Genomic DNA, 24,058 nt, shown 5'->3' on the forward strand with positions numbered 1-24,058 from the left:
CCACCTGGTACATTATGAGGTGAACATCTATAACGTGCAGTACACGCGACAATAGCATTTTTGCTACAAACTCAGCGTTAAGCGGCTCAATTTTCACGCGCTCTGGTGCAGGCCTGCCGTTAATCGCAAAAGTAACCAAATGTGTTATCAGCGCGCCGCCTGTTTGCCTTCTCCGAAAACAACAAAGGGACCTTTCGGTCCCTTTGGTTTAACGCTTGTTCTTCTTCAGATGCGAAAGCAGACGCTTACGCTTGCGCTGCTGCGTCGGCGTCAGCAAGTTGCGCTTGCCCGCAAAGGGGTTATCGCCCTCTTTGAACTGAATACGGATCGGCGTGCCCATCACGTTAAGCGAACGACGGAAGTAGTTCATCAGATAGCGCTTGTAAGAGTCAGGCAAATCTTTCACCTGGTTACCGTGGATCACCACGATCGGCGGGTTGTAACCGCCGGCATGCGCATACTTCAGCTTCACGCGGCGACCACGCACCAGCGGCGGCTGATGATCTTCGGCGGCCATGTTCATGATGCGCGTCAGCATAGAGGTGTTAACGCGTTTGGTCGAGCAGTCGTAGGCTTCGGTAACCGATTCAAACAGGTTGCCAACGCCGCTGCCGTGCAGCGCAGAGATAAAGTGTACGCGAGCAAAGTCGATAAAGCCGAGACGATAGTCCAGCGTCTCTTTGACCTCGTCCTTGATCTCCTGCGTCAGTCCGTCCCACTTGTTCACCACGATCACCAGCGAACGACCGCTGTTGAGGATAAAGCCGAGCAGCGACAGATCCTGATCGGAGATGCCTTCGCGCGCGTCGATCACCAGCAATACGACGTTGGCGTCTTCAATCGCCTGCAGGGTTTTAATGACCGAGAATTTTTCCACCGTATCGGTGATTTTGCCGCGCTTACGCACGCCCGCGGTATCAATCAGGATATATTCGCGGTCGTCACGCTGCATCGGAATGTAGATGCTGTCGCGCGTGGTGCCCGGCATATCGTAAACCACAACGCGATCTTCGCCGAGAATACGGTTGGTCAACGTGGATTTGCCGACGTTAGGACGACCGACGATAGCCAGCTTAATCGGCAGGCCGGTGGGATCGAACGCCTCTTCTTCCTCTTCTTCCGGCGCTTCGCCGCTCTCTTTCGCCGCCAGCGCCGCCCAGTAGGCTTCGTTCTCGTCCTCTTCCGTCACTTCGCGCGGATCGACTTCGTCCATCCACGGCAGCAAAGCGGTTTCCAGCAGGCTGGTTACGCCGCGACCGTGCGATGCCGCGATAGCATGGATCTCACCCAGACCCAGCGAGTAGAAGTCGACAACCGCTGAATCGGGATCGAGGCCGTCGGTTTTGTTCGCCACCAGGAACGTCGGTTTCTGGCGCGAGCGAATATGGTTAGCGATCTGCTTGTCTGCCGGCATGACGCCCGCGCGCGCATCCACCATAAACAGCACCACGTCCGCCTCTTCAATCGCCAGCAGCGACTGTTCAGCCATACGCGTTTCGACGCCCTCTTCAGTGCCGTCGATACCGCCGGTATCAATAACAATAAATTCGCGCCCTTCCACTTCGGCGCGACCATATTTGCGATCGCGTGTCAGTCCAGGAAAATCCGCCACCAGCGCATCACGAGTGCGCGTTAAGCGGTTAAACAGCGTGGATTTCCCCACATTGGGACGCCCAACCAGCGCGACCACAGGTATCATAACAGTGCCTCAATAAAAAAATTAATCGCCCGAATGGCGTGATTATAACGGTTTTAACCGCCGGGTTCAGGCTGAAGGCGCTAAGAATATCATGCCTGACTAAAAACGAAACGGCTCCTGACGCGTCAGGAGCCGTTATACGGAAGGCAAATTCCGGTGGCGCGTTAACGCGTAATCGCGTAAACCTCGCCGCCTTTGGCCTGAATGATCAGCTTATCGCTGGCGACGACCGGCTCGCTCTGGAAGCCATCGCTGTCGACTTTCTGCTGCGCCACGAAACGACCGTCCGAGGTATTGAGCCAGTGCAGATAGCCCTCGCTGTCGCCGACCACCAGATAGCCGTTATAGAGCACCGGCGCCGTCAGGTTGCGGTGCAGCAGATCGCTCTGACGCCAGATGGCGACGCCGCCGTCGGCATTCAGCGCGATCACGCGGTCATCCTGATCCACCAGATAGATGCGGCCGGCATCGACGATCAGATCTTTCACGCCGCCGATTTCACGCTTCCACAGGATCTGGCCGGAGCGCAGATCGAGCGCGGTCAGGTTGCCGTTATACGCCAGCGCGTAAACCACGCCGTTGACGATAACCGGCGTCGTATCGACGTCGTTCAGGCGATCGATTTCGGTCGCGCCGCTCGGCTGAGAGATACGCTGCTGCCAGATAAGCTGGCCCTGATTCATAATCACCGCGCTGACGCGGCCGTTATCGCCGCCGACAATCGCGCCGCCGAACGCGGTCGCTGGCGCAGATTCGCCGCGCAGCGACAGCGCAGGCATGTCGAGGTTAACGCTCCACTTCACCGCGCCGCTGCTTTGATCCAGGCCCTGCAGCATGCCGTTGCTGGTATGCACCAGCACCAGGCCGTCGCTCACCACCGGACGCGACAGCGCTTCGCCGGCGACTTTGGTCTGCCAGGCGATACTGCCGTCGCTGCTGTTCAAGGCGAACAGCTGACCGCGCTCGCTGCCGATATAGAGGTGATCGCCCGCCGCGGTCACGCCGCCGGAGAGCAGAGCCGAGATGTTTTTCGAGAAGAAGCCGGTTTTCTCAGAGAGATCGACTTTCCATTTTTCTTTGCCGTTGGAGGCGTCCAGCGCTTTTACTACGCCGAAACGATCCGCCGCAAATACGGTATTATCCTGCCATGCCGGATGCAGGTTAGAGTAGAAATCGCCAATGCCGTCACCGACCGACGTGCTCCACACTTCCTGGGGATTAAACTGGTTTTCCACCTTTGGCAGCGGGGCCATTTTCACTACATCTTCTTCGCCGCTGAACAGCGAACAACCGCTGAGCAAAGTGACTGAAATCAGTCCTGGCAGCAGGTATTTACGTAATTCCATGCGCTCTCTCTTGACTGGCTTAGCTTAAGTTATTCATCTTCATCTGCATCATTTGCTTCAGCGCTGGAGAAGCGTCTGACTCGACGCCTTTGCTCCACGCATCGCGCGCGCCCTGCTTGTCGCCTTTGCTCAGCAGCGCTTCGCCGCGAATATCCGCCACAATGGCTGTCCAGCCATCGCCCTTGACAGCGTCAAGGGTTTTAAGGGCGGCATCCGCCTGATTCTGTTGCAGTTGAATGCGCGCCAGCCGCAGGTTGATAACCGCCTGCAGATTGGCATCTTTGGTATTCTTCAGACCGTTTTCCAGCAGGGAAGACGCTTTATCGAGCTGGTTGGCGTCGACATATTGCTTCGCCGCGTCCATCGCCGCCAGCGCGCCGTAAGTGTTGCTGTTTTCGCTGACGAATTTCGCTACCGCATCCAGCGTGGCTGGCTGATCGGCTTTCATCGCGGTGGTCACTTGCTGATACTGGGCCGAAAGCGCTTTCGACGAGCCCTCTTCGTGACTGGCCCAGTAGCGCCAGCCGCCGAGTGCGGCAATACCGATAATCACGCCGACCGCCAGCGCCTTGCCGTTGCTGGCAAAAAAGCGACGTACCGCGTCAACCTGCTCGTTTTCGTTGCTATAAACTTCCACGCGATCCCTCTCCTTTCTCTGGTTGGTGCCGTGCCACGCTTACTTTAACAGCGTGCGCAATGCAGCAGCAGCCTCTATCTGCGCCAGCGTTTGCTGATCGCCGCTGCGCAGATCTTTAATCACTACCTGACCGGCTTTCACTTCGTCTTCGCCTACCACCAGCGCGACGCGAGCGCCCCACTTGTCGGCGCGTGCAAACTGCTTCTTGAAGTTGCCGCCGCCGAAGTTGGTCATCAGCTTCAGTTCCGGCGCTTCGTCACGCAGTTTTTCCGCCAGCTGCATCGCAGCGGACTGAACGCCCTGCCCCGAAGCGATAACATAGACATCAACAACGCGCGTCGGTTCAAATTCAGGATTAACCGCTTGAACCAGCAGCACCAGACGCTCCAGGCCCATGGCGAAACCGACCGCCGGCGTGGCGCGGCCGCCCAGCTGTTCGACCAGGCCGTCATAACGGCCGCCGCCGCACACCGTGCCCTGCGCGCCGAGGCTCTCGGTCACCCATTCGAAAACGGTGCGGTTGTAGTAGTCGAGACCGCGCACCAGACGCTGATTGACGCGATAGGCGATGCCCGCGTCGTCCAGCAGGGCGCATAGCCCCTGGAAGTGTTCGCGCGATTCGTCATCGAGATGATCCATCAGCTGCGGCGCGTCGTTAAGCAGCGTCTGCACCTCGGGATTTTTGCTGTCGAGCACGCGCAGCGGGTTGGTGTACATGCGGCGCTTGCTGTCTTCGTCCAGCGTCTCTTTGTGCTGCTCGAGGAAAGCCACCAGCGCTTCGCGATAGTTGGCGCGCGCCTCCAGCGAACCGATAGAGTTGAGCTCCAGACGCACATGGTCGGCGATGCCCAGCGCTTTCCACCAGCGAGCGGTCAGCATAATCAGCTCGGCGTCTACGTCCGGACCCTGCAGGCCGAACACCTCGGCGCCCAACTGGTGGAACTGACGATAGCGGCCCTTCTGCGGACGCTCGTAGCGGAACATCGGTCCCATATACCACAAACGCTGCTCCTGATTGTAGAGCAGGCCATGTTCAATGCCGGCGCGCACGCAGCCTGCGGTGCCTTCGGGACGCAGCGTCAGGCTTTCGCCGTTACGGTCGTCAAAGGTGTACATCTCTTTTTCGACCACATCGGTTACTTCGCCGATGGCGCGTTTAAACAGCGGAGTCTGCTCGACGATCGGCATGCGAATTTCGCTATAGCCGTAGCTGGCCAGCACCTGCTTGAGCGTACCTTCGATGCGTTGCCAGATAGCCGTATCCGCCGGCAGGTAATCGTTCATGCCGCGGATAGCTTGAATATTCTTCGCCACGTTAAAATCTCTTAATGCAAAAAAACCTGTCCGGCATCATACCTTATGAGGATGAAACCGCACAGGTTCATTGAACAAAGTCGCGCTGGCCGCGCCGACGCTTAGTTTTCCAGCTGCTGAACGTTGATGCGACGATTTTCGTCCAGCATGGTCGCTTTGGCGCGGATGCGCGCTTCCAGCTGATCGATCATATCGTCGTTATCAAGACGATCGCGCTGGCGCACGCCATCTTCATAGAAGCCGCTTTTCTTGTTGCCGCCGGTGACGCCCAGCGTCGATACCGTCGCTTCGCCAGGACCGTTCACCACGCAGCCGATAATCGAGACGTCCATTGGCGTGATGATATCTTCCAGCCGCTGTTCAAGCGCGTTAACCGTGCCGATAACGTCGAACTCCTGACGCGAACAGGTTGGGCAGGCGATAAAGTTGATGCCGCGCGCGCGAATGCGCAGCGACTTCAGGATGTCGAAGCCGACCTTCACCTCTTCAATCGGATCGGCCGCCAGCGAAATACGCAGCGTATCGCCGATCCCTTCTGAGAGCAGCAGCCCCAGACCGATGGCCGATTTCACCGCGCCCGCGCGCGCGCCGCCCGCCTCGGTTATGCCGAGGTGCAGCGGCTGGTCAATCTGCTTCGCCAGCAGGCGGTAAGATTCGACGGCCAGGAAGACGTCTGACGCTTTTACGCTCACCTTGAACTGATCGAAGTTGAGGCGATCAAGATGATCGACGTGGCGCATTGCCGACTCCAGCAGCGCCTGCGGCGTCGGCTCGCCGTACTTTTCCTGCAGATCTTTTTCCAGCGAACCGGCATTTACGCCGATACGGATCGGAATATTGTGGTCGCGCGCGCAGTCCACCACCTGGCGGATACGTTCGTTATTGCCGATGTTGCCTGGGTTGATACGCAGGCAGTCGACGCCATATTCGGCGACTTTCAGCGCGATGCGGTAGTCAAAATGGATATCCGCCACCAGCGGCACGTTGACGCGCTGCTTGATGAGCTTAAAGGCTTCGGCGGCATCCATGGTCGGCACGGAGACGCGGACGATATCGACGCCGACGCGCTCAAGCGCCTTGATCTGATTGACCGTCGCGTCTACGTCGGTTGTGCGGGTATTGGTCATCGACTGGACGGCGATAGGCGCGCCGTCGCCGACAGGCACCTTGCCGACATAAATCCGGGTCGATTTACGACGGATAATGGGTGCTTCGTTATGCATATTCTTTCTCCACAATTGCCCCGGGCGCGATGCAGCGTTATTGCGCACCCAACGTCAGGCGAGCAACCTGGTTATTACGGATAAAACGACTTAAATCAACCGGCTGGTTCTGATATTGCACCTGCACCGCCGAAGGTGCGCCGATTTTCAGGCGATAGGGCGCAGTGCCGGAAAGGCTGAGTTTACCACCGCTGCGTTGCATTCCGCTGAAGAGTTTTTTACCGGTCGCGTCGCTCACTTCCAGCCAGCAGTCGGCGTTGAAGTTCATGACCACGGTATTAGGATCGGCGGCCGCTTCGCCAACGGCAGCGCCGCTGGTCGGCAGCTGACCGGCTGTGGCCGACGGGCTGGCCGCGTTATCGACCGGTGCCTGGCTCGGCGACACCACGGCGCTGTTCGCCGCAGTGGCGGCCGGCGCCGCGTTGTTAGCAGCGCTCTGCGCGGGCGCGGTGCTGGAAGGCTGGCTGGCGGCTGGCGCCGCCGCGCTGGCGTCCGCGCCGTTGGTTTCGTCCGGCGCGGCAGGCGCCGCCGTCTCGTCGCTGGCGCCGCCGTCGAGCGGAATAGACTGGCTCGCGTCGCCGCTGCTGCCGTTTTGATCGGCCATCGAGACCAGATCCTCCTGCGACGCCTTATGGTTTTGCCACCACCAGGCGCCGGTCAGGCCTACCACCACGAAGAGCACCAGCCAGGTGAAAATCATCAGCCAGCCGTCGCGTTTCTTGCGGCGTTTGCCCAGCGAGAAGTGCTGCATCGGTTCGATTTTGGCCGCACGCACCGGGGTCTGCTTCGCCATCATCGGCAGCAGCTCCTCTTCAGGAATGTGCACCAGACGCGCATAGGAGCGAATGTATCCACGCAAAAAGGTCGACGCCAGATCGGCAGGCGCTTTGTCCTCTTCGATATCGCGTACGGTCGTAAGTTTCAGGCACAGGCGTTCAGCCACGTTTTGCTGAGTCAGCCCCATTTGCTCACGGGCCAGACGCAGGCGTTCGCCTGTGGAATGTACTGCAGAGTTGTCTTGAGTGGCTTCAGTATTCATTAGCTAAATAACGCTGGTACTGTATCGATTGTGGAAAACTTCGCGCCAACCGGTCGCCATAACGTGTAACGTCAGCAGCGTTTCCCTGTTGCGCGGCGAAACGTATCTGTAACTCTAAGCTGCGCGCCGTAGCAGGCAGATATTGCTGATAAAGCTCTATTAACAGTAGAGCACGCGCCGGAGAGAGGAGACGTTGTTTTTCCGCCTCGTCCAGCAGAGCGTCGCCTTTCGCGCGATCCGCCTCCAGCGCCCGACTCAGCGCTGCTCGCGCGGCCAGCGTCTCGTCTGCCTGAAGATAGCAATATCCCGACAGTTCCCACGCATCGATGCGCGCTTCATTTTCCGATGCGCTCATCGCCTGCTTAAACTGTTGATGCGCTTCGTCATACTGCCCTAAAGCGCAGAGAAACGCACCGTAATTGTTAGCGACAAAGCCATTTGCCGGCGCCAGCCGCTGCGCCTGTTGGTAGCTGCGCGCCGCCTCATCGCGACGGCCCTGTTTCTCCGCCAGTCGCGCCAGCGCCAGGGCCATTCGATAGTCGCGGGGCGCGGCGGCCTGTGCCCGCTGGAAGTTGCGGCGCGCGTTGGCGTAATCCTCCGCCGCCAGATAGTGCATTCCCAGCGCCAGACGCGTTTCCGCCGCGCCGGAATGCGGCTGCTGGCTGACACACCCGGTTACAACAATCAGGGCCAGCAGGCTGGCCGGTAATCCTTTACCCATTTCGTTCTCCTGGTCGCAAGAGAGATTGCGTGGCAGCAGCCTGCCACGCGTCGCGACCCGGTCAAAACGATCTGTTCCCGGTTTCAGAGCGCCTTCACAGATATGGCTTCGCCCGCCATTTTTTTACGCATGGTACGCTTGGTGCGGTCAATTACGTCGCCCGCCAGCTGTCCGCAGGCCGCATCGATATCGTCGCCGCGCGTTTTACGCACGATAGTGGTAAACCCGTATTCCATCAATACCTTAGCGAAGCGGTCAACGCGGCTGTTGGAGCTACGGCCGTAAGGCGCGCCCGGGAAGGGGTTCCAGGGGATCAGGTTGATCTTGCTCGGCGTATCTTTCAACAGCGCCGCCAGCTCGTGCGCATCGTCGGTGCTGTCGTTCACGTGGTCCAGCATCACATATTCGATGGTCACGCGCCCCTGATTGGCGTTCGACTTCGCCAGATAGCGCTTCACCGCGCCGAGGAACATCTCGATATTGTACTTTTTGTTAATCGGCACGATATCGTCGCGCAGCTTATCGTTCGGCGCATGCAGCGAAATCGCCAGCGCAACGTCAATCATATCGCCGAGCTTATCAAGCGCCGGCACCACGCCTGAGGTCGACAGGGTAACGCGACGCTTTGAGAGGCCGAAACCGAAGTCGTCCAGCATGATCTCCATCGCCGGCACGACGTTGTTGAGGTTAAGCAGCGGCTCGCCCATGCCCATCATCACCACGTTGGTGATAGGACGCTGGCCGGTGACTTTGGCGGCGCCGATAATTTTCGCCGCGCGCCATACCTGGCCGATAATCTCGGAGACGCGCAGGTTGCGGTTGAAGCCCTGCTGCGCCGTCGAGCAGAACTTGCACTCCAGCGCGCAGCCCACCTGCGAGGAGACGCAGAGCGTGGCGCGATCGTCTTCCGGGATATAGACGGTTTCCACCAGCTGATCGCCGACGCGTATCGCCCATTTAATGGTGCCGTCGCTAGAACGCATCTCTTCCGCCACTTCCGGCGCGCGGATTTCCGCGATCTGGCTCAGTTTGCCGCGCAGCACCTTGTTGATGTCGGTCATCTGCTCGAAATCGTCGCAGCAGTAGTGATACATCCACTTCATCACCTGATCGGCGCGGAACGGCTTTTCGCCCATCGAGAGAAAGAGCTCGCGCATCTGCTGGCGGTTAAGATCGAGCAGGTTAATTTTTTCGCTTTTGGGGGCAACAGCAACGGGGGAAGCGGACGACGGCGTCACAATCAGTTCGGACATAATATTCTCTGGCCTCGTTATTACACGTTATGGCTCTGGTTAAGGATAGAAAAAAAAGACGCCCTTGCTGAGACTAGCTCAACAAGGGCGCGATATTGTACAACATCTGCGGTGTGATGCCAGGGTAGAGGGCGACGCGTTAGCGAGAAATTTGTAAAGCGCGCGCTCCGGCTGGCCTCTACGCGATTAACGCGTGCGCGGGCAGATCTCGTTTTCGCCGAAGAAGTAGGCGATTTCACGCGCGGCAGACTCAGCGGAGTCAGAACCGTGGGTGGCGTTTTCGGTGAAGCTGTCGGCGTAGTCAGCGCGCAGCGTGCCAGCCAGCGCGTTCGCCGGGTTGGTCGCGCCCATCAGATCGCGGTGACGCTGAACGGCGTTTTCGCCTTCCAGCACAGATACCACAACCGGACCAGAAGTCATGAACTCTACCAGACCGTCGAAGAACGGCTTGCCCTGGTGCTCAGCGTAAAAACCTTCAGCCTGCTCTTTGCTCAGCTGCAGCATTTTAGCGCCAACGATTTTGAAGCCAGCGCTTTCAAAACGGTTGTAGATGGCGCCAATCACGTTTTTAGCAACGGCGTTTGGTTTAATGATGGAGAAGGTACGTTCGATTGCCATGTTGACCTCTGTCTTTAGCATCCTGAAGAAACCGGGAACCCGCTCCCGGTAAGAAAACGCGCCGATTATAGGGAGATCAACGGGCGTTGCCTATTAGCTATCGTATGATTTATTGAAAATTATTGATATCTGTCGATGCAGGCAGGCAAATAATGTGCATTCAGTCGCGGATAAAGGAAACGGCCGCCAGCTCTCCCGCCTCATCCATCACCACCAGCTGACAGGGGCCGGCATCGCGCAACGCCAGCTGTACGCGGCTGTTCTCCTCGCCCTGCTCTAGCGGCTCGCCGTTTAAAAACCACCAGCGACGCGCGCCCTGACCGCCCTGCACCGCCACCGGCACCATCAGCACGGCTTTGCCGGGCAGCGGCTGCAGATGCTGCCCGTTGATGACGCCGGTTATCACCATCGGCGCCGCATTGCCCTGGCGCAGCGGCGGACAGGCGGCGTCGACCGGCGGCAAACGCTGCGCGCGCTGCTCGCTGCTGGGCAGCCAGGGTTCCAGCGGCAGCGGCCACAGCAGCCGTTCGCGGCTCTGGGCGCCGGGACAGTCCGCTGCCACCCGCCTTCCCTGCGCGTTTTGCCAGTAGCGCAGCCGCAGTCCGTTCACGCCTTCCTGTCCCGGCGCCAGCAGCGTCGGCGGCAGGGTCTGATTCAGCACCCAGCTCTGTCGGCGCTGGCGACAGTTCTCATCCCCTGTGGGCAGCGGCTGGCCGCCGGGCCAGCAGATGCTCTGCGCGCTGACCGAGGCGGGACGCGGATCGCGCGGCGTGCCGCCGATCGGCATATGGCCAGCCAGCAGGTTCGCCACCTGATGCATCACCGGCACCGCCGAGGCGAAGCCGACCTGCCCCGCGACCGGCGTGGCGTCCGGTCTGCCGACCCAGACGCCGATGAGATAGCGCGGCGTGACGCCGATGCTCCAGGCGTCGCGGTAGCCGTAGCTGGTGCCGGTTTTCCACGCCAGCGGCACGATGTTGCTTGTCGCGCCGCTGGCGACAGGCTGCGCATCGCCCGCCAGCATGCGCCGCACGATCCAGGCCGCGCCCGGCGACAGCAGGCGACGCTGCCGCAGCGGCTGATCCGCGAGGTAGCGCAGCTGCGCGGCGTTGCCCTGGCGCGCGAAAGCGCTGTAGGCCGCCACCAGCTCATCCAGCCGCGCGCCGGTTCCGCCTAGCGCCAGCGACAGGTTAGGCTCCGCGCCGGCCGGGAAGCGCAAATTCAGGCCCACGTTGCGCAGCCGCGCCGTCACGCTTTTTGGGCCAAGCGCGTCCAGCAGCTGGACGGCGGGCAGATTGAGCGATCGCTTCAGCGCTTCGCTGGCGCTGACCGGCCCGTGGAAGCCGCTGTCAAAATTACCGGGCCGGTAGTCGCCAAAGCGGCGCGGCACGTCCTGCAGCAGGGATTCGCCGTGGATCAGGCCATCGTCCAGCGCCATGCCGTAGATAAAGGGTTTCAGCACAGAGCCGGGCGATCGCACGCTGGCGACCATATCCACATGTCCGAAGCGCCGGTCGTCGCGAAAATCTACCGAGCCGACGTAACCGCGTACTTTCATATCGGTGTGATCCGCCACCAGGATCGCCAGCGAGGTGCGCGGCGGCAGCTGCGGCTTAAGGGCGGCGGCGAGATTTTCCAGCTCGCGCTGCAGCGAGAGATCCAGCGTCGAGACGATTTTAGCGTCGGCCGAGAGCGACAGCAGACGGCGCGCCAGCAGCGGCGCGGTCTGCGGCATCTGACGCGGCGGCAGCCAGACCGGCTCCTGCAGGATCTCGTCGACCTCCCGCTGCGGCCAGACGCGGTGTTCAGCCAGCCGCTGCAGCACCTTATTGCGCCCGGCCTCGGCGCGCTGCGGCCAGCGATCCGGGCGCAGGCGGCCAGGCGCCTGCGGCAGCACCGCCAGGCGCGCGGCCTCGCCTTTCGTCAGCTGCGAGGGCGGCTTACCAAGCCAGATCCAGCTTGCCGCGCCCACGCCCTCCACCGTGCCGCCAAAAGGAGCACGATTGAGATAGAGCGTCAGAATCTCGCGCTTCGACAGGTGCCACTCCAGCTGCAACGCCCGCCACGCCTGCACCGCCTTGCCGGAGAAGCTGCGCGGCTGCGGATCGATCAGGCGCGCCACCTGCATGGTCAGCGTGCTGCCGCCGGAAACGATGGCGCCAGCGCGCAGATTCTGCCCAGCCGCGCGCAGGACGGCGATGGGATTGATGCCGGGATGACGCCAGAACCAGCGATCTTCGTAGTTGAGCAGCGCCTCAAGGTAGGCGGGCGCGACCTCCTCTATCGTGACCGGATAGCGCCAGACGCCCTGCTTATCAGCGAAGCGCCAGAGCGGCGTGCCATCTTCCGCGACCACCACGCGCGCCGGCTGCACCTCGCGCAGCGGCAGCGGAAACAGCCGGTCGAGTCCGAAAAGCGCCAGCGCCAGCGCTAAAAGAACAAGCGGCGGCCAGAGCCACCGCTTTTGTCCGCCTTTCAGCTTCATGCCTTAACGCACACTGATTTTCTCCGGCGTCGCGCCCACGGCGCGCCACTCCGGCACGTACATCGACTCGACCTGCGGCGGCGGCAGGCGATAGCTGCCCGGCGTTACCGCGCGCGCCAGATAGAGCAGCGTCTCAGTTTTGTAGCCGCTCAGCGCCAGCGCCGCGACAAAGCGATCGTCGCGGAACTCGATATGGCGGATATCCGCCTGCTGCATATCCATCATGCTCTCTTTCAGCGCATCCGCGCCGTCGCCGAGGCTGGCGCTGCTGTCGCTGAGGTTCTGGTTTTCCAGCTCCAGACCGGCAGGCAGCAGATCGACCACCAGCGCGTCGCTGACGCGCTTGCTGGAGGAGACCTTGAGCCGCACCACCAGCAGCTGACCGCTGCTGAGGTTATCCAGATCCGCCGGTTTGCCGTCGAGCGTGAAGTATTCGCGCGTCAGGTTAAGCACGTTGTGCATCGGCTTCGGCGCGGCAAGCGGATAACCCGTGACGTTGAGCGCGCCGTAGAGTGGCACCTGGCCGCTGTTGGTCAACGTAACGCCATGCTGCAGCTGACTTTGGTTCATGCCCTGCGTCAGCGGGCCGCTGCCTGCCAGCGGCTGGGCATCGCCCGCCAGCGTCGCCTGCCAGGCTTCGCCTTTATGCTGCTGCAGCGTGCGCGCCGCCAGGAACAGGGCGTTATTCTCCTGGGTAGAGAACCAGGCCTGGCCATACGCCGCTTTCGCCAGCTCCGACAGCAGCGCCGGCTGCATCTCCGGCAGCAGCTGGTTTTCCGCCAGCAGCGCCACCGTCAACGCGCGATCGCGCAGCGCGCTGCCGTAATCGCCCAGCCAGCCGTCTGCTTCGCGCGTCAGGCCGACGCCCTGCGCCAGCGCCAGCTGCGCGCGCTGCGGATCGCCCATCAGCTTCAGCGCCACGCCGAGCTGCACCAGCGCCAGTCCCGATTTGGCCTTGTCGCGCTTCTCATAGAGCGCGCGCAGCGCGCCGAGCGGCGCCTGCTGCTGACGCGCCAGCACCATGCCCGCGTAGGCCTGCACGCTAAAGCGCATCGCCTCCTCGTTGCTGCTCCAGCGGGTTTCGATCTGCGCCGGATCCTGCAGATAGCGCAGCAGGCGCTCGTCGGCGCGCGCGATTGTCTCCGTCGGCACGCTGTAGCCCGCCTCGCTGGCGCGCAGCAGGAAATCGGTGACGTAGGCGGTCAGCCAGAACTCCTCTTCGCTCTCTTTGCTCCAGAGGCCGAAGCTGCCGTTGCCGCGCTGCATGCCCGCCAGGCGCGCGATGCCGGTATCGACGGCGGCGCGCCGCGCCTCGTCGCTGCTGGTTTTGATGCCCATCGCGGCGAGCTGCGCCTGGCTGGTGAAAATCGACGGCCAGATACCGCTGGCGGTCTGCTCAAGGCAGCCGTACGGATAGGCGTAAAGCGCGCTGATATAGCGGCCGATATTCAGCGGCGGCTGATTGCTAAGCGAGAGCTGTCCGCTTAGCGTTTCAGGCTGCAGCCCGCTAAGGGCGGCGGCCTGAACCTGCCAGCTCTGCCCGGCCTGCATCATGCCATCGAAGCTCAGCGTTTGCGCCGGATAAGCCGGACGCACGCCGATTTTCCAGCTGCGCTGGCTGTCGCCCAGCGCTTCGCCCGCGATCGCCAGGCCGGAGACCCGCACCTGCACCGCGCCTTCGCCGAAACCGCCCTGCGCCTTCACCGGTATATGCAGCGTGGTACGCGCCCCTTTCGCCAGCTGAACGCGGTGCGAGGCGGCCCCGCTCAGCGCGATCTGGCCCTGGGTCTGCACATCGACCTTCAGCGCCTGAGGCTGCTCCGTGAGATTAGTGAGATCGAGCGCCAGCATCGCCTGATCGCCGCTCGCCATAAAGCGCGGCGTCGCCAGCTCGCTGATCAGCGGCGCGACCACCACCACTTTTCGATCCGTCGAACCGAAGCTGTCGGCGCTCCACGCCTGCGCCATCAGACGCAGCTCGCCGTTGAACTGCGGGATCGGCAGCTCCAGCGTGCCCTCGCCGTTTTTATCCAGCGTGACCGGCTGAAGCTGCTGCGCCACGATATTGACCTCGGTGAGCGGCTTTTTGCCGCCGCGCGACGACGCTTCATCGTCGCCGTCGCCGCCGAAACGCAGCGTCGCCAGGCGTCCACCGCCCTCGATGAGCTGGCCGAAAACGTCATACTGATCGGCGTTGTAGCGCTTGCGGCCAAAGAAGCCTTCCCAGGGATCGGGGGTTTTGTAGTCGTTGATATTCAGTACGCCGCTGTCCACCGCCGACAGCAGCACCTGGATAGTCTGCGGCAGCTCGCCGCCGACGCGGCTGGCTTTGACCTTAATCTTCAGCGTCTGTTCAGGGCGAATTTTCAGCGGCGCGTCCAGCGTCAGATCGAGGCGACGCGCGTCGGTCGCCATCGGCAGCGGCAGCAGACCGACGGCGCGCTTGGGCATGGCGCCGCTGGCCTTATCGCCGTCGCGCACCACAATGGCGCTGAGGTAGAGATCGTGGCGCTTCCAGCTGGCGTCAAGCGGCACATCGATAGTCGTGCCGCCCGCAGGCACCACTATCGGCTGCCGCCACAGAGTGCCGCTGCTCGACTCCACCATCAGATAACCTTTGCCCGCTGCTGGCGACTCCACCTGAACATGGGCGGTCTCGCCGGGCCGCAGCGCGGTTTTATCCAGTTTGAGCTTCACCTGATCGGGCCGCAGCGCGCCGGTGCCGTTGGTGTTGTCCTCCCACCAGTAGCCGGCGCGGAACTGCACGCTGGAGATAATCTTCTCGCCAGCCTGCACTTCGAGACGATAGGCGCCCCACTCTACCGGGAAACTCACCTTTCGACTGCTGCCGGCGGCCAGCGAAATACGCTGCGCGTCCTCCTGCAGATCCTTCTCGTCGTGGCGCATCTGCCAGCCTTCGCTGTCGGAGAAGCTCCAGTAGTAGTCGCGCCGCTCGTGGATCAGGCGCACCTCAAGATCCTTCGCCGCCAGCTTCTCCCCTTTGCTGTTGGCATAGACGATATCGAAGTCGGCAACGCTGTTCTCCGGCACCGTCGGCTGCTGGGTGTAACGATCGTAGCGGTAGTCATAGACCGATTCGCTGTTGAACAGCGGCCGGATGCCGGGCAGCGCGGGGGCAGGCCAGATCGCCTGCGTGACGCGGCGCGTGACCGGCCGTCCGCCCGTCTCCAGCAGGCTCGCCTGCAGAATAAGGTTAAGCGGCGAGTGGATTTGCGCCCATTCGCTCTCTACCGTCAGCTGCAGTTTGCCCTCGTCGTCCAGCGTGTCGTCGATATCGTCCAGGTTGCGTTTACTCTCCTGCTCCATCACGTCGCCGAACTGGTAGCCCGGCAGTGCGGCGACCGCTTCGCGCGCCGGCCGCAGCATCAGCTGCGCCTGCAGTTCGTTGCCCGCCGCGGGCGCGCCGTAGAGGTAGCGGCCCTCGATATTGAAAACGACGTCGTCGTCAGGCGACAGCGGGCTGTCGCTGTTTTGCAACGTCAGCGCCATGCGCTCCGGCAGGAAATCTTCTACGTGAAAGGTCCAGCTGCGCGGCTGGCTGTCGCCGCTGTTCAGGCGCAGCGTCCAGTCGCCGGTCATCGCGGAGGAAGGCAGCGCAAAGCGCTGCTGATAGAAGCCGCTCTCCGGCTGCCAGAGAAAGGTTTGCGCCACTTCGCCGTTGGGCTGCACCACTTCCGCCTTCAGCGGCTGCGCGGGCAGCGGCTTGCCGTCGGCATCGCGCAGCAGCGCGTTAACGATGACCGTTTCGCCGGGACGATAGAGATCGCGCGGGCCGAAAACGAACAGCTGCTTGTCGTAGCCCTGAGGGCCGCCGACGGGAAACTCCGCCAGATCCAGCGCCGGCAGGTTGAGATCGATAAGCGAGGTCTCTTCTTTTTGCGTGGCGATTAACACCTTGCCTTTCGCCTGCGTCGGCAGACGCAGATAGCCGCTGTCGTCGCTGACGCCGCTGGCAAGCTGTTTTCCCTTTTCATCCAGCAGCTGCACGCTGACGCCAGCCAGCGGCGCGCCGCTCGCCAGACTCTGGGTAAAGAGCGCCATTTCACCAGGGAAACGATGCAGCGACAGCCCGATATCGCTCAGGGTAAACAGCGTGGCGGGCAGCGTATAATTATAGGAACCCGCCTGTTTCATCACCGCCAGATAAACGCCCGGCTGTTTCAGCGGCGCCACCTCCGCCAGCGGCAGCTGCAGTTTCTCTCGCGTATTGCGCGCCGGATTCAGGTCGAAGCGCCCGGTGTAGACGAGGTCGGCGTGATTAAGCAGTTCGCGCGACGACCAGTAAGAGAGATTGTTGCCGTAGTTCCACTGGGCGAGAAAATCGTTTAGCGAGGCGGCTTTAACGCGAAAGAAATCGACGTCGACGCGCGCAACGTTGAGCGCCAGTATCGGCAGCCCCTGGGTCAGACGCAGCGGCAGCAGCGAGCCGCGGCTGGCGAAACCCACCATCGGCTGAATATCGCGCGTGGTCAGCGACTGGCTAAAGGGCGTGGCTAAGGTGGTGCCGTTGGCGGCGCGCAGGCCGGCCTCTACGCTGACCGTCAGCTTGCGCGAGGGTTCGGGATGACGAAAACGCAGCGACTTGCCGTTCTGCGCCAGCTCCCAGCCGCCGTCGACCTTACCGCTTTTGTCGTCGATGAGCGCGACGCGCGCGGCAAAATCCTGTTTGTCGTCGAGCGGCGTATTAAAGGTAAGCACCAGCGCGGCCGCGCCGTCCAGCTGCAGCTCGGAGAAGTCGATAACCGAGAGCGCTTTCGCCACCGGCTGCGTCGCGGCAGGCTCTGCGGCGGCCAGCATAAAGGTGCCGCTGCCCAGCAGCGCTGCGCCCAGCGCGACGCCAGCGAGCAGACGTTTGATAACTCTTTCCATGGTAAATCCCTCGCCCGTCCCAGATGGGTTAATTTCGCTGCGCAATTTCACCGCAAACCCGCGATTTTAGCAATGCCGCCCTTGAGATAGCCTTCACATTCCCCGACACTGGACTTTTCCTGACGATAAGAAGAGGTTGCAATGACAGCCATATTTGTCTCCGCTGACTGGTTAAATGAACACTACGCCGACGAGAACGTGCAGGTGCTGGACGCCCGCATGCTGCCGCCGGGCCAAGAGGCCGTGCGCAATATCACGGCGGAGTATCTGGCGGGCCACCTGCCGGGCGCGCCGTTCTTCGATATTGAAGCGCTTTCCGACCACACCAGCCCTTATCCGCATATGATGCCGCGCGCCGAGCGTTTCGCCGTGGCGATGCGCGAAATGGGCGTCCACAGCGACAAACATCTGGTGGTCTACGACGAGGGCAACCTCTTCTCTGCGCCGCGCGCCTGGTGGATGCTGCGCGCGTTCGGCGTGGCGCAGGTGTCGATCCTGGCGGGCGGCCTGCAGAGCTGGAAAGCGGCGGGTCTGCCGCTGGCGACCGGCCAGGTCGCGCTGCCGGAAGGAGAGTTCGAGGCGACATTCGACGAGGCGCAGGTAAAACGTCTGACCGATGTGCTGCTGATCAGCCATGAGGGCGGCGCGCAGATCGTCGACGCGCGGGCGGCGAACCGCTTCAACGCCGAAGTCGATGAGCCGCGTCCGGGCCTGCACCGCGGCCATATTCCCCGCAGCCTGAACGTTCCCTGGAACGATCTGGTGGCGAACGGCGCCCTGAAGCCAGAAGCCGAGCTGCGCGCGGTTTTCGCCAGAGCGGGCGTGAAGCTGGATGAGCCGGTGGTGGCGAGCTGCGGTTCAGGCGTGACCGCCGTGGTGGTGATCCTGGCGCTGACCGTGCTGGGCGCGCGCGACGTCACACTCTATGACGGCTCCTGGGGCGAATGGGGCAGCCGGGACGATCTGCCGATCGAGAAATGATCGGGGTGCGGCATCGCGCCGCACCCGATTAGATAATGCGCGGACTGCCTTTAAAATCGCGCAGAAAACTGCCCCAGCGACGCTCGTAAAAAGGCGTAATGTGGGCGGTGAAAAAGTGGCTGATGCCCTTCTCGTCCGCCACCACTTCGCAGATATCGATCGGCGCGTCGTCCGGCAACGTATCGGTCGCAACGCTGCCCGCCGCCTGAATAATCGCTTCAATATCGCTTTCCGCCTCGATGCCGATCAGCAGATTCGGTTGCTGGTCCGCGCTTTCGCGAATGCTGGCGATAAAGGCGCGGCGCACCTGTTTGTATTTGCTGAACAGCTGCGTCAGCGAGTCGATCATCTGCGCGGGCGGCGTCGCCACCTCCGACAGCAGCAGCGCGTGGCCGCCTTCCAGCACGGTTTGCTGGCTTAGCGCGTCGCCCTCTTCGCCCAGCAGATGGGCGATCTCCGCTGGAGAAAACTCTTTGCCGGTGGGCAGTTTGGGATTCAGGAACAGCGTTTCGCCGCGCGTCATCTCAAACAGCGTGCGCACCGGCAGGCGCAGATAAGCCTGTTCGCCCGCGATCGCTTCGCTCATCGCCTCCTGCGAGGTAAAAAACGGAATGACGCTGCGGCCATCCTCTTTTTCCCAGTGCTGCAGATCGACCGGCGTATCCGCCGCGAACTGCGTCTCGGTGCTTTCGCCCGGCACCCAGACGTCGGCGGCCAGCAACAGCTGAAAAAACTCCGGACGGTGCGCCGGCTCGGTTGCCGCCAGCTTCAGCACCTCTTCAAGACGGTTCATGTTTTGCCTTTCTCACTAAGGCGACGGTCAACGCCGTCGCCGGATCCTTTACTTGAGCAGCAGATTCGCCAGGGTACGCACGCCAATGCCGGTTGCCCCTGCCGACCACTGATCCACCGCGCCTTTGCGGTAGGTCGCGGAACAGTCGATGTGCAGCCAGCCTTCCTGATAGCGAGTGACGAAGTGCGACAGAAACGCCGCCGCGCTGCTTGCGCCCGCCGAATGCGCCGCGCTGGCGATATTATTGAGATCGGCGAAATTCGAAGGCAGGTGGTTGCGGTGGAACTCCGCCAGCGGCAGACGCCAGAACGGCTCGTTCTCGCTGGTGGCGCTGCCCATCAGCGACTGCGCCAGCACGTCGTCGAAGGTGAAGAGCGCGTGATAGTCGTTGCCCAGCGCGGTTTTCGCCGCGCCGGTCAGCGTCGCGGCGTCAATCAGCAGCGTCGGCTGCTGTTCGCTGGCGTCGATCAGACCGTCGGCCAGTACCAGGCGCCCTTCCGCATCGGTGTTCATCACTTCGACCGATTTGCCGTTGCGGTAGCGGATGATGTCGCCGAGGCGGAAAGCGTTGCCGCTGACCATATTGTCGGCGCAGCAGAGGAACAGCTTGACGCGCTGCTTCAGGCCGCGCGAAATCGCCAGCGCCAGCGCGCCGGTCAGGGTCGCCGCACCGCCCATGTCAGACTTCATCGAGTCCATAAAGGCGCTCTGCTTCAGGCTGTAGCCGCCGGTATCGAAGGTGATGCCTTTGCCGACCAGGCAGGCGTACACCGGCGCGCTGTCGTCACCGGTCGGGTTGTAGTCCAGCGCCAGCAGCACCGGCGGACGGCTGGAGCCGCGTCCAACGGTATGCAGGCCGAGATAGCCCTGCGCGCGCAGATCGTCGCCGCGCGTAACGCGATAGCTGACCGCGTCGCCGCCGACTTCTCTGATAAGATCGATAGCGCCGTGCGCCAGATCTTCCGGACCCAGCTCTTCTGCCGGCAGGTTAATGGTGTCGCGTACCCAGTCAATAATGCGCAGACGGCGGGAAAACTCCGCCTGATCCTGTTCGTTCAGGGTCGGCCAGACGACGTTGCGCTCCCCTTTCGGACTGCGATAGCCCTGCCAGAACGCCCAGCACGGCTCCAGATCCCAGCCTTCGCCGCTCAGGGCGACGTGGCGAATGCCCTGCCCGTCGATCTTGCGCGCCGCGCGCTGGATAGTAGTGAGCTGATCCGCGCCGTGCAGGTGAATGGTCATGCCGTCGTCGTGGCTGGTCAGAATCGCCTTTTCGCCCCAGCGCGCATCAGCGGGCTGGTGGCTCAGCGTAATGTTCATCGGTTGTGTTGTCATCGCGAAACTCCATATGCGTTATAAGTATCATCCAGCCAGAAGCGCAGGCTTTAGCCGTTAAACGTCAGACCTGATAACAGATATTGCCGGGTGACGCCAGCGGATCCAACTGGAGGCGCGCCGTTTCCGGATTTCCCCGGAACAGGGCGCAGCCGTTAACGTGAGGCGGACACCGGCGCGCGCAGGCGAGAGACCACCTTTTGCACCAGCGCAATGGCGTAGTCGATCTCTTCTTCGGTGGTGAAGCGGCCGAGCGAAAAGCGCAGCGAACTGTGCGCCAGCGCCTCATCAAGGCCGATGGCGCGCAACACGTAGGAGGGTTCCATGCTGGCGGAGGTGCAGGCCGAACCCGACGAGAGCGCCAGATCTTTCAGCGCCATAATCAGCGACTCGCCGTCGACGCCAGCAAAGCTGATATTGAGAATATTGGGCGCGCTCTGCGCCAGATCGCCGTTAAGCTGCACGCCGTCCAGCGCGCTCAGCCCCTGCCACAGTCGCGCGCGCAGCGCCGCCAGGCGCGCCATCTCGCTTTCCTGCGCCTCGCGCGCGAGGTGAAAAGCTTCGCCCATACCGACGATTTGATGCACCGGCAGCGTGCCGGAGCGCATGCCGCGCTCGTGTCCGCCGCCGTGCATCTGCGCGTCGATGGTGACTTTGGGTTTGCGTCGCACGTAAAGCGCGCCGATGCCTTTCGGGCCGTAAAGTTTGTGGGCGGAGAACGACATCAGATCGACCTTGAGCTCGCTCAGGTCAATCGGCAGCTTGCCGACGCTCTGGGTGGCGTCGACGTGGAAAAGAATATCGCGCGCACGGCACAGCTCGCCGATGGCGGCGATATCCTGAATCACGCCGATTTCGTTATTCACATGCATCAGCGACACCAGAACGGTGTCGTCGCGCAGCGCGGCGCGCACGGCGTCAGGCGTGATAATGCCGTTGGCGGGCGGCGTCAGATAAGTCACCGTAAAGCCTTCGCTTTCCAGCTGTTTGCAGCTGTCGAGCACCGCTTTATGTTCGGTCTGGCTGGTGATGATATGTTGACCGCGCGCGCGCTGGGCATGCGCGGCGCCTTTCAGGGCGAGGTTGTCCGATTCGGTCGCGCCGGAGGTGAAGATGATTTCACGCGGGTCGGCGTTGACCAGTTCCGCCACCTGATTGCGCGCCACGTCGACCGCCTCTTCCGCCTGCCAGCCGAAACGGTGCGAGCGCGAAGCCGGATTACCAAAGGTGCCGTCCAGCGTCAGGAACTGCATCATTTTGCTGGCCACACGCGGATCGGCCGGCGTGGTCGCGGCGTAATCCAGGTAAATCGGTAATTTCATTGCGCTAAAGCTCCGTATCAAAAATCATACGTCTTTATAGCAGATTCGGCCCTCACCGCGTTAGCAGTAAGGGCCGCACAGAAAGGGATCAGGAGGCGCGCAGATTGACGTTAATTTCCTGAACGCGGTTGTTCTGGAAACGACGATTGTCCTGTGAATTCTGACGGTCCGCCACGTCAAGGATCTCCTGATTGTTCACCAGCTCAGCCAGCGTAATGTTGTTCAGGAAATCGCTGATGCGCACGCTAAGATCGCGCCACAGCACATGGGTCAGGCAGCGTTCGCCGCCCTGGCAGCCCTCTTTGCCCTGACACTTGGTGGCGTCGACGGACTCATCCACGGCGGTAATCACTTCGCCTACCGCAATTGCGCTGGACTCTTTGCCCAGCAGATAACCGCCGCCCGGACCGCGCACGCTGGCGACCAGACCATGTTTACGCAGACGCGAGAATAACTGCTCCAGATAGGAGAGCGAAATGCCCTGACGCTCGGAAATATCAGCCAGCGGAACCGGCCCCTGATGGGAATGCAGGGCAACGTCCAGCATCGCGGTAACGGCGTAACGTCCTTTGGATGTCAGTCTCATAGCGTACTACCTCAATAGCGTCCGGTTATCGGAGGATTAGCAAAAGATAGCCGAAGTCTGACATTCCCGAGTATTTTGGTCAACTATTTAACCGAGTAATTTACTCAACTACTCTTTTTCGCCTTTGCGCTTCTCAAACGAGGCCAGCATGCCGCGCAGAATATTCAGCTCGTCGCGCTCTGGACGAGCGCGCGTGTAGAGACGGCGCAGCTTGCTCATGACCTGTCCCGGGTTGCCTTCGCGGATAAAGCCGCTGGTCAGCATCATCTGTTCCATGTGCTGATAGAAGCGTTCCAGATCGTCTACCAGCGGGTATGGCGACTCAGCGTATACCGGCGCGGGCTGCGCTTTTTCCTGCGCCGCCAGCCACGCCATACGCACCTCGTAGGCGATGATCTGCACTGCCATCGCCAGGTTGAGCGAGCTGTATTCCGGGTTCGCCTGAATGGCGACGTGGTAATGGCATTTCTGCAGCTCTTCGTTGGTCAGCCCGACGCGTTCGCGCCCGAAGACCAGCGCCACCGGCGCCTGCTGGCCCTCTTCCACGCTTTTTACGCCGCATTCGCGCGCGTCCAGCATCGGCCAGGGCAGCGAGCGCGAGCGGGCGCTGGTGCCGACCACCAGGCTACAGCCGGCGATGGCGTCGTCGAGCGTGTCAACGATCTGCGCGTCGCCGATCACGTCGCTGGCGCCCGCCGCCAGCGAGATCGCCTGCGAGTCAGGCTTCACCAGCGGATTAACCAGATAGAGATTGCTTAAGCCCATGGTTTTCATGGCACGGGCCACGGAGCCCATGTTGCCGGTGTGAGAGGTTTCCACCAGTACGATTCGGATATTTTGCAGCATTAGATTGGCGTCAGTGAGGAAATGATGGGCAGCATGCTAACATAACTCGAGACATTTAAAGAATGCGCTGCTATACTCCGCGCCGTTTTTCCTCGTTCTTTAACATCCAGTGAGAGATACCGATGCATCCGATGCTCAACATCGCCGTGCGCGCTGCGCGCAAGGCCGGCAACCTGATTGCCAAGAATTATGAAACCCCGGACGCGGTCGAAGCGAGCCAGAAAGGCAGCAACGACTTTGTTACCAATGTTGACCGTGATGCAGAACGACTGATTATCGAAGTGATTCGCAAATCCTACCCGCAGCACTCCATCATTACTGAAGAGAGTGGCGAACTGGCGGGCGACGATCAGGACATTCAATGGGTTATCGATCCGCTGGATGGCACCACCAACTTTATCAAACGCCTGCCGCACTTCTCTGTTTCTATCGCCGTACGCATTAAAGGCCGTACCGAAGTGGCAGTGGTTTACGATCCGATGCGCAACGAACTCTTCACCGCCGTACGCGGTCAGGGCGCGCAGCTTAACGGTTACCGTCTGCGCGGCAGCACCGCTCGCGATCTCGACGGCACGATTCTCGCCACTGGCTTCCCGTTCAAAACCAAGCAGCACGCTCCGGCCTTTATGAATGTGGTCACGAAGCTGTTTACCCAGTGCGCCGACTTCCGCCGCACCGGCTCCGCTGCGCTGGACCTGGCCTACGTCGCCGCCGGCCGCGTTGATGGCTATTTTGAAATCGGCCTGAAGCCGTGGGATTTTGCTGCCGGCGAACTGCTGGTGCGTGAAGCAGGCGGTCTGGTCACGGACTTTACCGGTGGTCACGGTTATATGCACTCGGGCAACATCGTGGCGGGCAACCCGCGCGTAGTGAAATCGCTGCTCTCCAGCATGCGTGACGAGCTGAGCGAAGCGCTAAAACGCTGATATGAAAAAGGCGGCTTTTCAGCCGCCTTTTTATTAACTCAATC

Annotated in this window: 18 protein-coding genes; 2 read left to right on the forward strand and 16 right to left on the reverse strand. The window is 61.5% G+C overall.

The genetic code is table 11. The annotated features are described in order from the left end of the window. Positions 1-208 precede the first annotated feature (208 nt). The 11 genes from der to JS46_RS18025 all read right to left on the reverse strand — a co-directional run bounded on the left by der (position 209) and on the right by JS46_RS18025 (position 17,225). Positions 209-1,699, reverse strand: a complete 1,491-nt coding sequence (gene der / locus JS46_RS17975; protein WP_033753898.1) for a ribosome biogenesis GTPase Der — start codon at positions 1,697-1,699, stop codon at positions 209-211. A gap of 164 nt (positions 1,700-1,863) precedes the next feature. Continuing rightward, on the reverse strand, positions 1,864-3,045 hold the full coding sequence (gene bamB, locus JS46_RS17980; protein ID WP_033753901.1) for an outer membrane protein assembly factor BamB: 1,182 nt from the start codon (positions 3,043-3,045) through the stop codon (positions 1,864-1,866). Positions 3,046-3,064: 19 nt separating this feature from the next. Beyond that, on the reverse strand, positions 3,065-3,682 hold the full coding sequence (locus JS46_RS17985) for a YfgM family protein (RefSeq protein WP_033753904.1): 618 nt from the start codon (positions 3,680-3,682) through the stop codon (positions 3,065-3,067). Between the two features lie 39 nt (positions 3,683-3,721). Next, positions 3,722-4,996, reverse strand: a complete 1,275-nt coding sequence (hisS, locus tag JS46_RS17990) for a histidine--tRNA ligase (protein ID WP_033753908.1) — start codon at positions 4,994-4,996, stop codon at positions 3,722-3,724. A gap of 101 nt (positions 4,997-5,097) precedes the next feature. Next, a complete protein-coding gene (gene ispG, locus JS46_RS17995) occupies positions 5,098-6,219 on the reverse strand; it encodes a flavodoxin-dependent (E)-4-hydroxy-3-methylbut-2-enyl-diphosphate synthase (RefSeq protein WP_033753912.1) in 1,122 nt (373 codons plus the stop codon). 37 nt (positions 6,220-6,256) lie between these two features. Beyond that, the gene (rodZ, locus tag JS46_RS18000) at positions 6,257-7,258 is read right to left on the reverse strand and encodes a cytoskeleton protein RodZ (protein ID WP_033753914.1); all 1,002 of its coding nucleotides are present in this window, start codon (positions 7,256-7,258) and stop codon (positions 6,257-6,259) included. After that, positions 7,248-7,979: a type IV pilus biogenesis/stability protein PilW gene (pilW, locus tag JS46_RS18005; protein ID WP_033753919.1), complete on the reverse strand. Its 732-nt coding sequence runs from the start codon at positions 7,977-7,979 to the stop codon at positions 7,248-7,250. The genes rodZ and pilW overlap by 11 nt, the downstream gene beginning before the upstream one ends. An 83-nt stretch (positions 7,980-8,062) precedes the next feature. Next, on the reverse strand, positions 8,063-9,232 hold the full coding sequence (locus tag JS46_RS18010) for a bifunctional tRNA (adenosine(37)-C2)-methyltransferase TrmG/ribosomal RNA large subunit methyltransferase RlmN (protein ID WP_033753922.1): 1,170 nt from the start codon (positions 9,230-9,232) through the stop codon (positions 8,063-8,065). Between the two features lie 186 nt (positions 9,233-9,418). Continuing rightward, positions 9,419-9,850 carry a nucleoside-diphosphate kinase gene (ndk, locus tag JS46_RS18015; RefSeq protein ID WP_003848684.1) on the reverse strand — a complete coding sequence of 144 codons (432 nt, stop codon included), beginning with the start codon at positions 9,848-9,850 and terminating at the stop codon, positions 9,419-9,421. Positions 9,851-10,010: 160 nt separating this feature from the next. Further along, complete coding sequence (gene pbpC, locus JS46_RS18020; protein ID WP_033753928.1) at positions 10,011-12,335, reverse strand: peptidoglycan glycosyltransferase PbpC; 2,325 nt, start codon at positions 12,333-12,335, stop codon at positions 10,011-10,013. A gap of 3 nt (positions 12,336-12,338) precedes the next feature. Beyond that, positions 12,339-17,225: an alpha-2-macroglobulin gene (locus JS46_RS18025; protein WP_033753932.1), complete on the reverse strand. Its 4,887-nt coding sequence runs from the start codon at positions 17,223-17,225 to the stop codon at positions 12,339-12,341. A gap of 141 nt (positions 17,226-17,366) precedes the next feature. Between JS46_RS18025 and sseA the strand changes: the two genes are divergently transcribed. Beyond that, on the forward strand, positions 17,367-18,206 hold the full coding sequence (sseA, locus tag JS46_RS18030; protein ID WP_033753935.1) for a 3-mercaptopyruvate sulfurtransferase: 840 nt from the start codon (positions 17,367-17,369) through the stop codon (positions 18,204-18,206). A 28-nt stretch (positions 18,207-18,234) separates the two neighbouring features. Here the strand turns inward: sseA and sseB are convergent, their stop codons facing one another. The 5 genes from sseB to trmJ all read right to left on the reverse strand — a co-directional run bounded on the left by sseB (position 18,235) and on the right by trmJ (position 23,088). Further along, positions 18,235-18,999, reverse strand: a complete 765-nt coding sequence (sseB, locus tag JS46_RS18035; RefSeq protein WP_033753938.1) for an enhanced serine sensitivity protein SseB — start codon at positions 18,997-18,999, stop codon at positions 18,235-18,237. A 48-nt stretch (positions 19,000-19,047) separates the two neighbouring features. After that, on the reverse strand, positions 19,048-20,334 hold the full coding sequence (gene pepB / locus JS46_RS18040; RefSeq protein ID WP_033753941.1) for an aminopeptidase PepB: 1,287 nt from the start codon (positions 20,332-20,334) through the stop codon (positions 19,048-19,050). 155 nt (positions 20,335-20,489) lie between these two features. Beyond that, complete coding sequence (locus tag JS46_RS18045; RefSeq protein ID WP_033753946.1) at positions 20,490-21,656, reverse strand: IscS subfamily cysteine desulfurase; 1,167 nt, start codon at positions 21,654-21,656, stop codon at positions 20,490-20,492. A gap of 88 nt (positions 21,657-21,744) precedes the next feature. Continuing rightward, positions 21,745-22,242 carry a Fe-S cluster assembly transcriptional regulator IscR gene (gene iscR / locus JS46_RS18050; protein ID WP_033753949.1) on the reverse strand — a complete coding sequence of 166 codons (498 nt, stop codon included), beginning with the start codon at positions 22,240-22,242 and terminating at the stop codon, positions 21,745-21,747. Between the two features lie 108 nt (positions 22,243-22,350). After that, entirely contained in the window at positions 22,351-23,088 is a 738-nt protein-coding gene (gene trmJ, locus JS46_RS18055; RefSeq protein ID WP_033753951.1) for a tRNA (cytosine(32)/uridine(32)-2'-O)-methyltransferase TrmJ, read from the reverse strand. A 122-nt stretch (positions 23,089-23,210) separates the two neighbouring features. Here trmJ and suhB point away from each other — a divergent pair, with 122 nt between their 5' ends. Further along, positions 23,211-24,014 (forward strand): inositol-1-monophosphatase, encoded by an 804-nt coding sequence (gene suhB / locus JS46_RS18060; RefSeq protein WP_033753954.1) that lies wholly within the window; start codon positions 23,211-23,213, stop codon positions 24,012-24,014. Positions 24,015-24,058: the final 44 nt, after the last annotated feature.

Origin of the sequence: Pantoea sp. NGS-ED-1003, assembly GCF_000738765.1 — a bacterium.
Lineage (GTDB): Bacteria > Pseudomonadota > Gammaproteobacteria > Enterobacterales > Enterobacteriaceae > Pantoea > Pantoea septica.

Coding starts and splice junctions, on each gene's coding strand:
- der (WP_033753898.1), bottom strand. CDS start 1,699: ATGATACCTGTGGTCGCGCTGGTTGGGCGTCCCAATGTGGGGAAATCC.
- bamB (WP_033753901.1), bottom strand. CDS start 3,045: ATGGAATTACGTAAATACCTGCTGCCAGGACTGATTTCAGTCACTTTG.
- ispG (WP_033753912.1), bottom strand. CDS start 6,219: ATGCATAACGAAGCACCCATTATCCGTCGTAAATCGACCCGGATTTAT.
- rodZ (WP_033753914.1), bottom strand. CDS start 7,258: ATGAATACTGAAGCCACTCAAGACAACTCTGCAGTACATTCCACAGGC.
- pilW (WP_033753919.1), bottom strand. CDS start 7,979: ATGGGTAAAGGATTACCGGCCAGCCTGCTGGCCCTGATTGTTGTAACC.
- JS46_RS18010 (WP_033753922.1), bottom strand. CDS start 9,232: ATGTCCGAACTGATTGTGACGCCGTCGTCCGCTTCCCCCGTTGCTGTT.
- ndk (WP_003848684.1), bottom strand. CDS start 9,850: ATGGCAATCGAACGTACCTTCTCCATCATTAAACCAAACGCCGTTGCT.
- pbpC (WP_033753928.1), bottom strand. CDS start 12,335: ATGAAGCTGAAAGGCGGACAAAAGCGGTGGCTCTGGCCGCCGCTTGTT.
- JS46_RS18025 (WP_033753932.1), bottom strand. CDS start 17,225: ATGGAAAGAGTTATCAAACGTCTGCTCGCTGGCGTCGCGCTGGGCGCA.
- sseA (WP_033753935.1), top strand. CDS start 17,367: ATGACAGCCATATTTGTCTCCGCTGACTGGTTAAATGAACACTACGCC.
- sseB (WP_033753938.1), bottom strand. CDS start 18,999: ATGAACCGTCTTGAAGAGGTGCTGAAGCTGGCGGCAACCGAGCCGGCG.
- pepB (WP_033753941.1), bottom strand. CDS start 20,334: ATGACAACACAACCGATGAACATTACGCTGAGCCACCAGCCCGCTGAT.
- JS46_RS18045 (WP_033753946.1), bottom strand. CDS start 21,656: ATGAAATTACCGATTTACCTGGATTACGCCGCGACCACGCCGGCCGAT.
- iscR (WP_033753949.1), bottom strand. CDS start 22,242: ATGAGACTGACATCCAAAGGACGTTACGCCGTTACCGCGATGCTGGAC.
- trmJ (WP_033753951.1), bottom strand. CDS start 23,088: ATGCTGCAAAATATCCGAATCGTACTGGTGGAAACCTCTCACACCGGC.
- suhB (WP_033753954.1), top strand. CDS start 23,211: ATGCATCCGATGCTCAACATCGCCGTGCGCGCTGCGCGCAAGGCCGGC.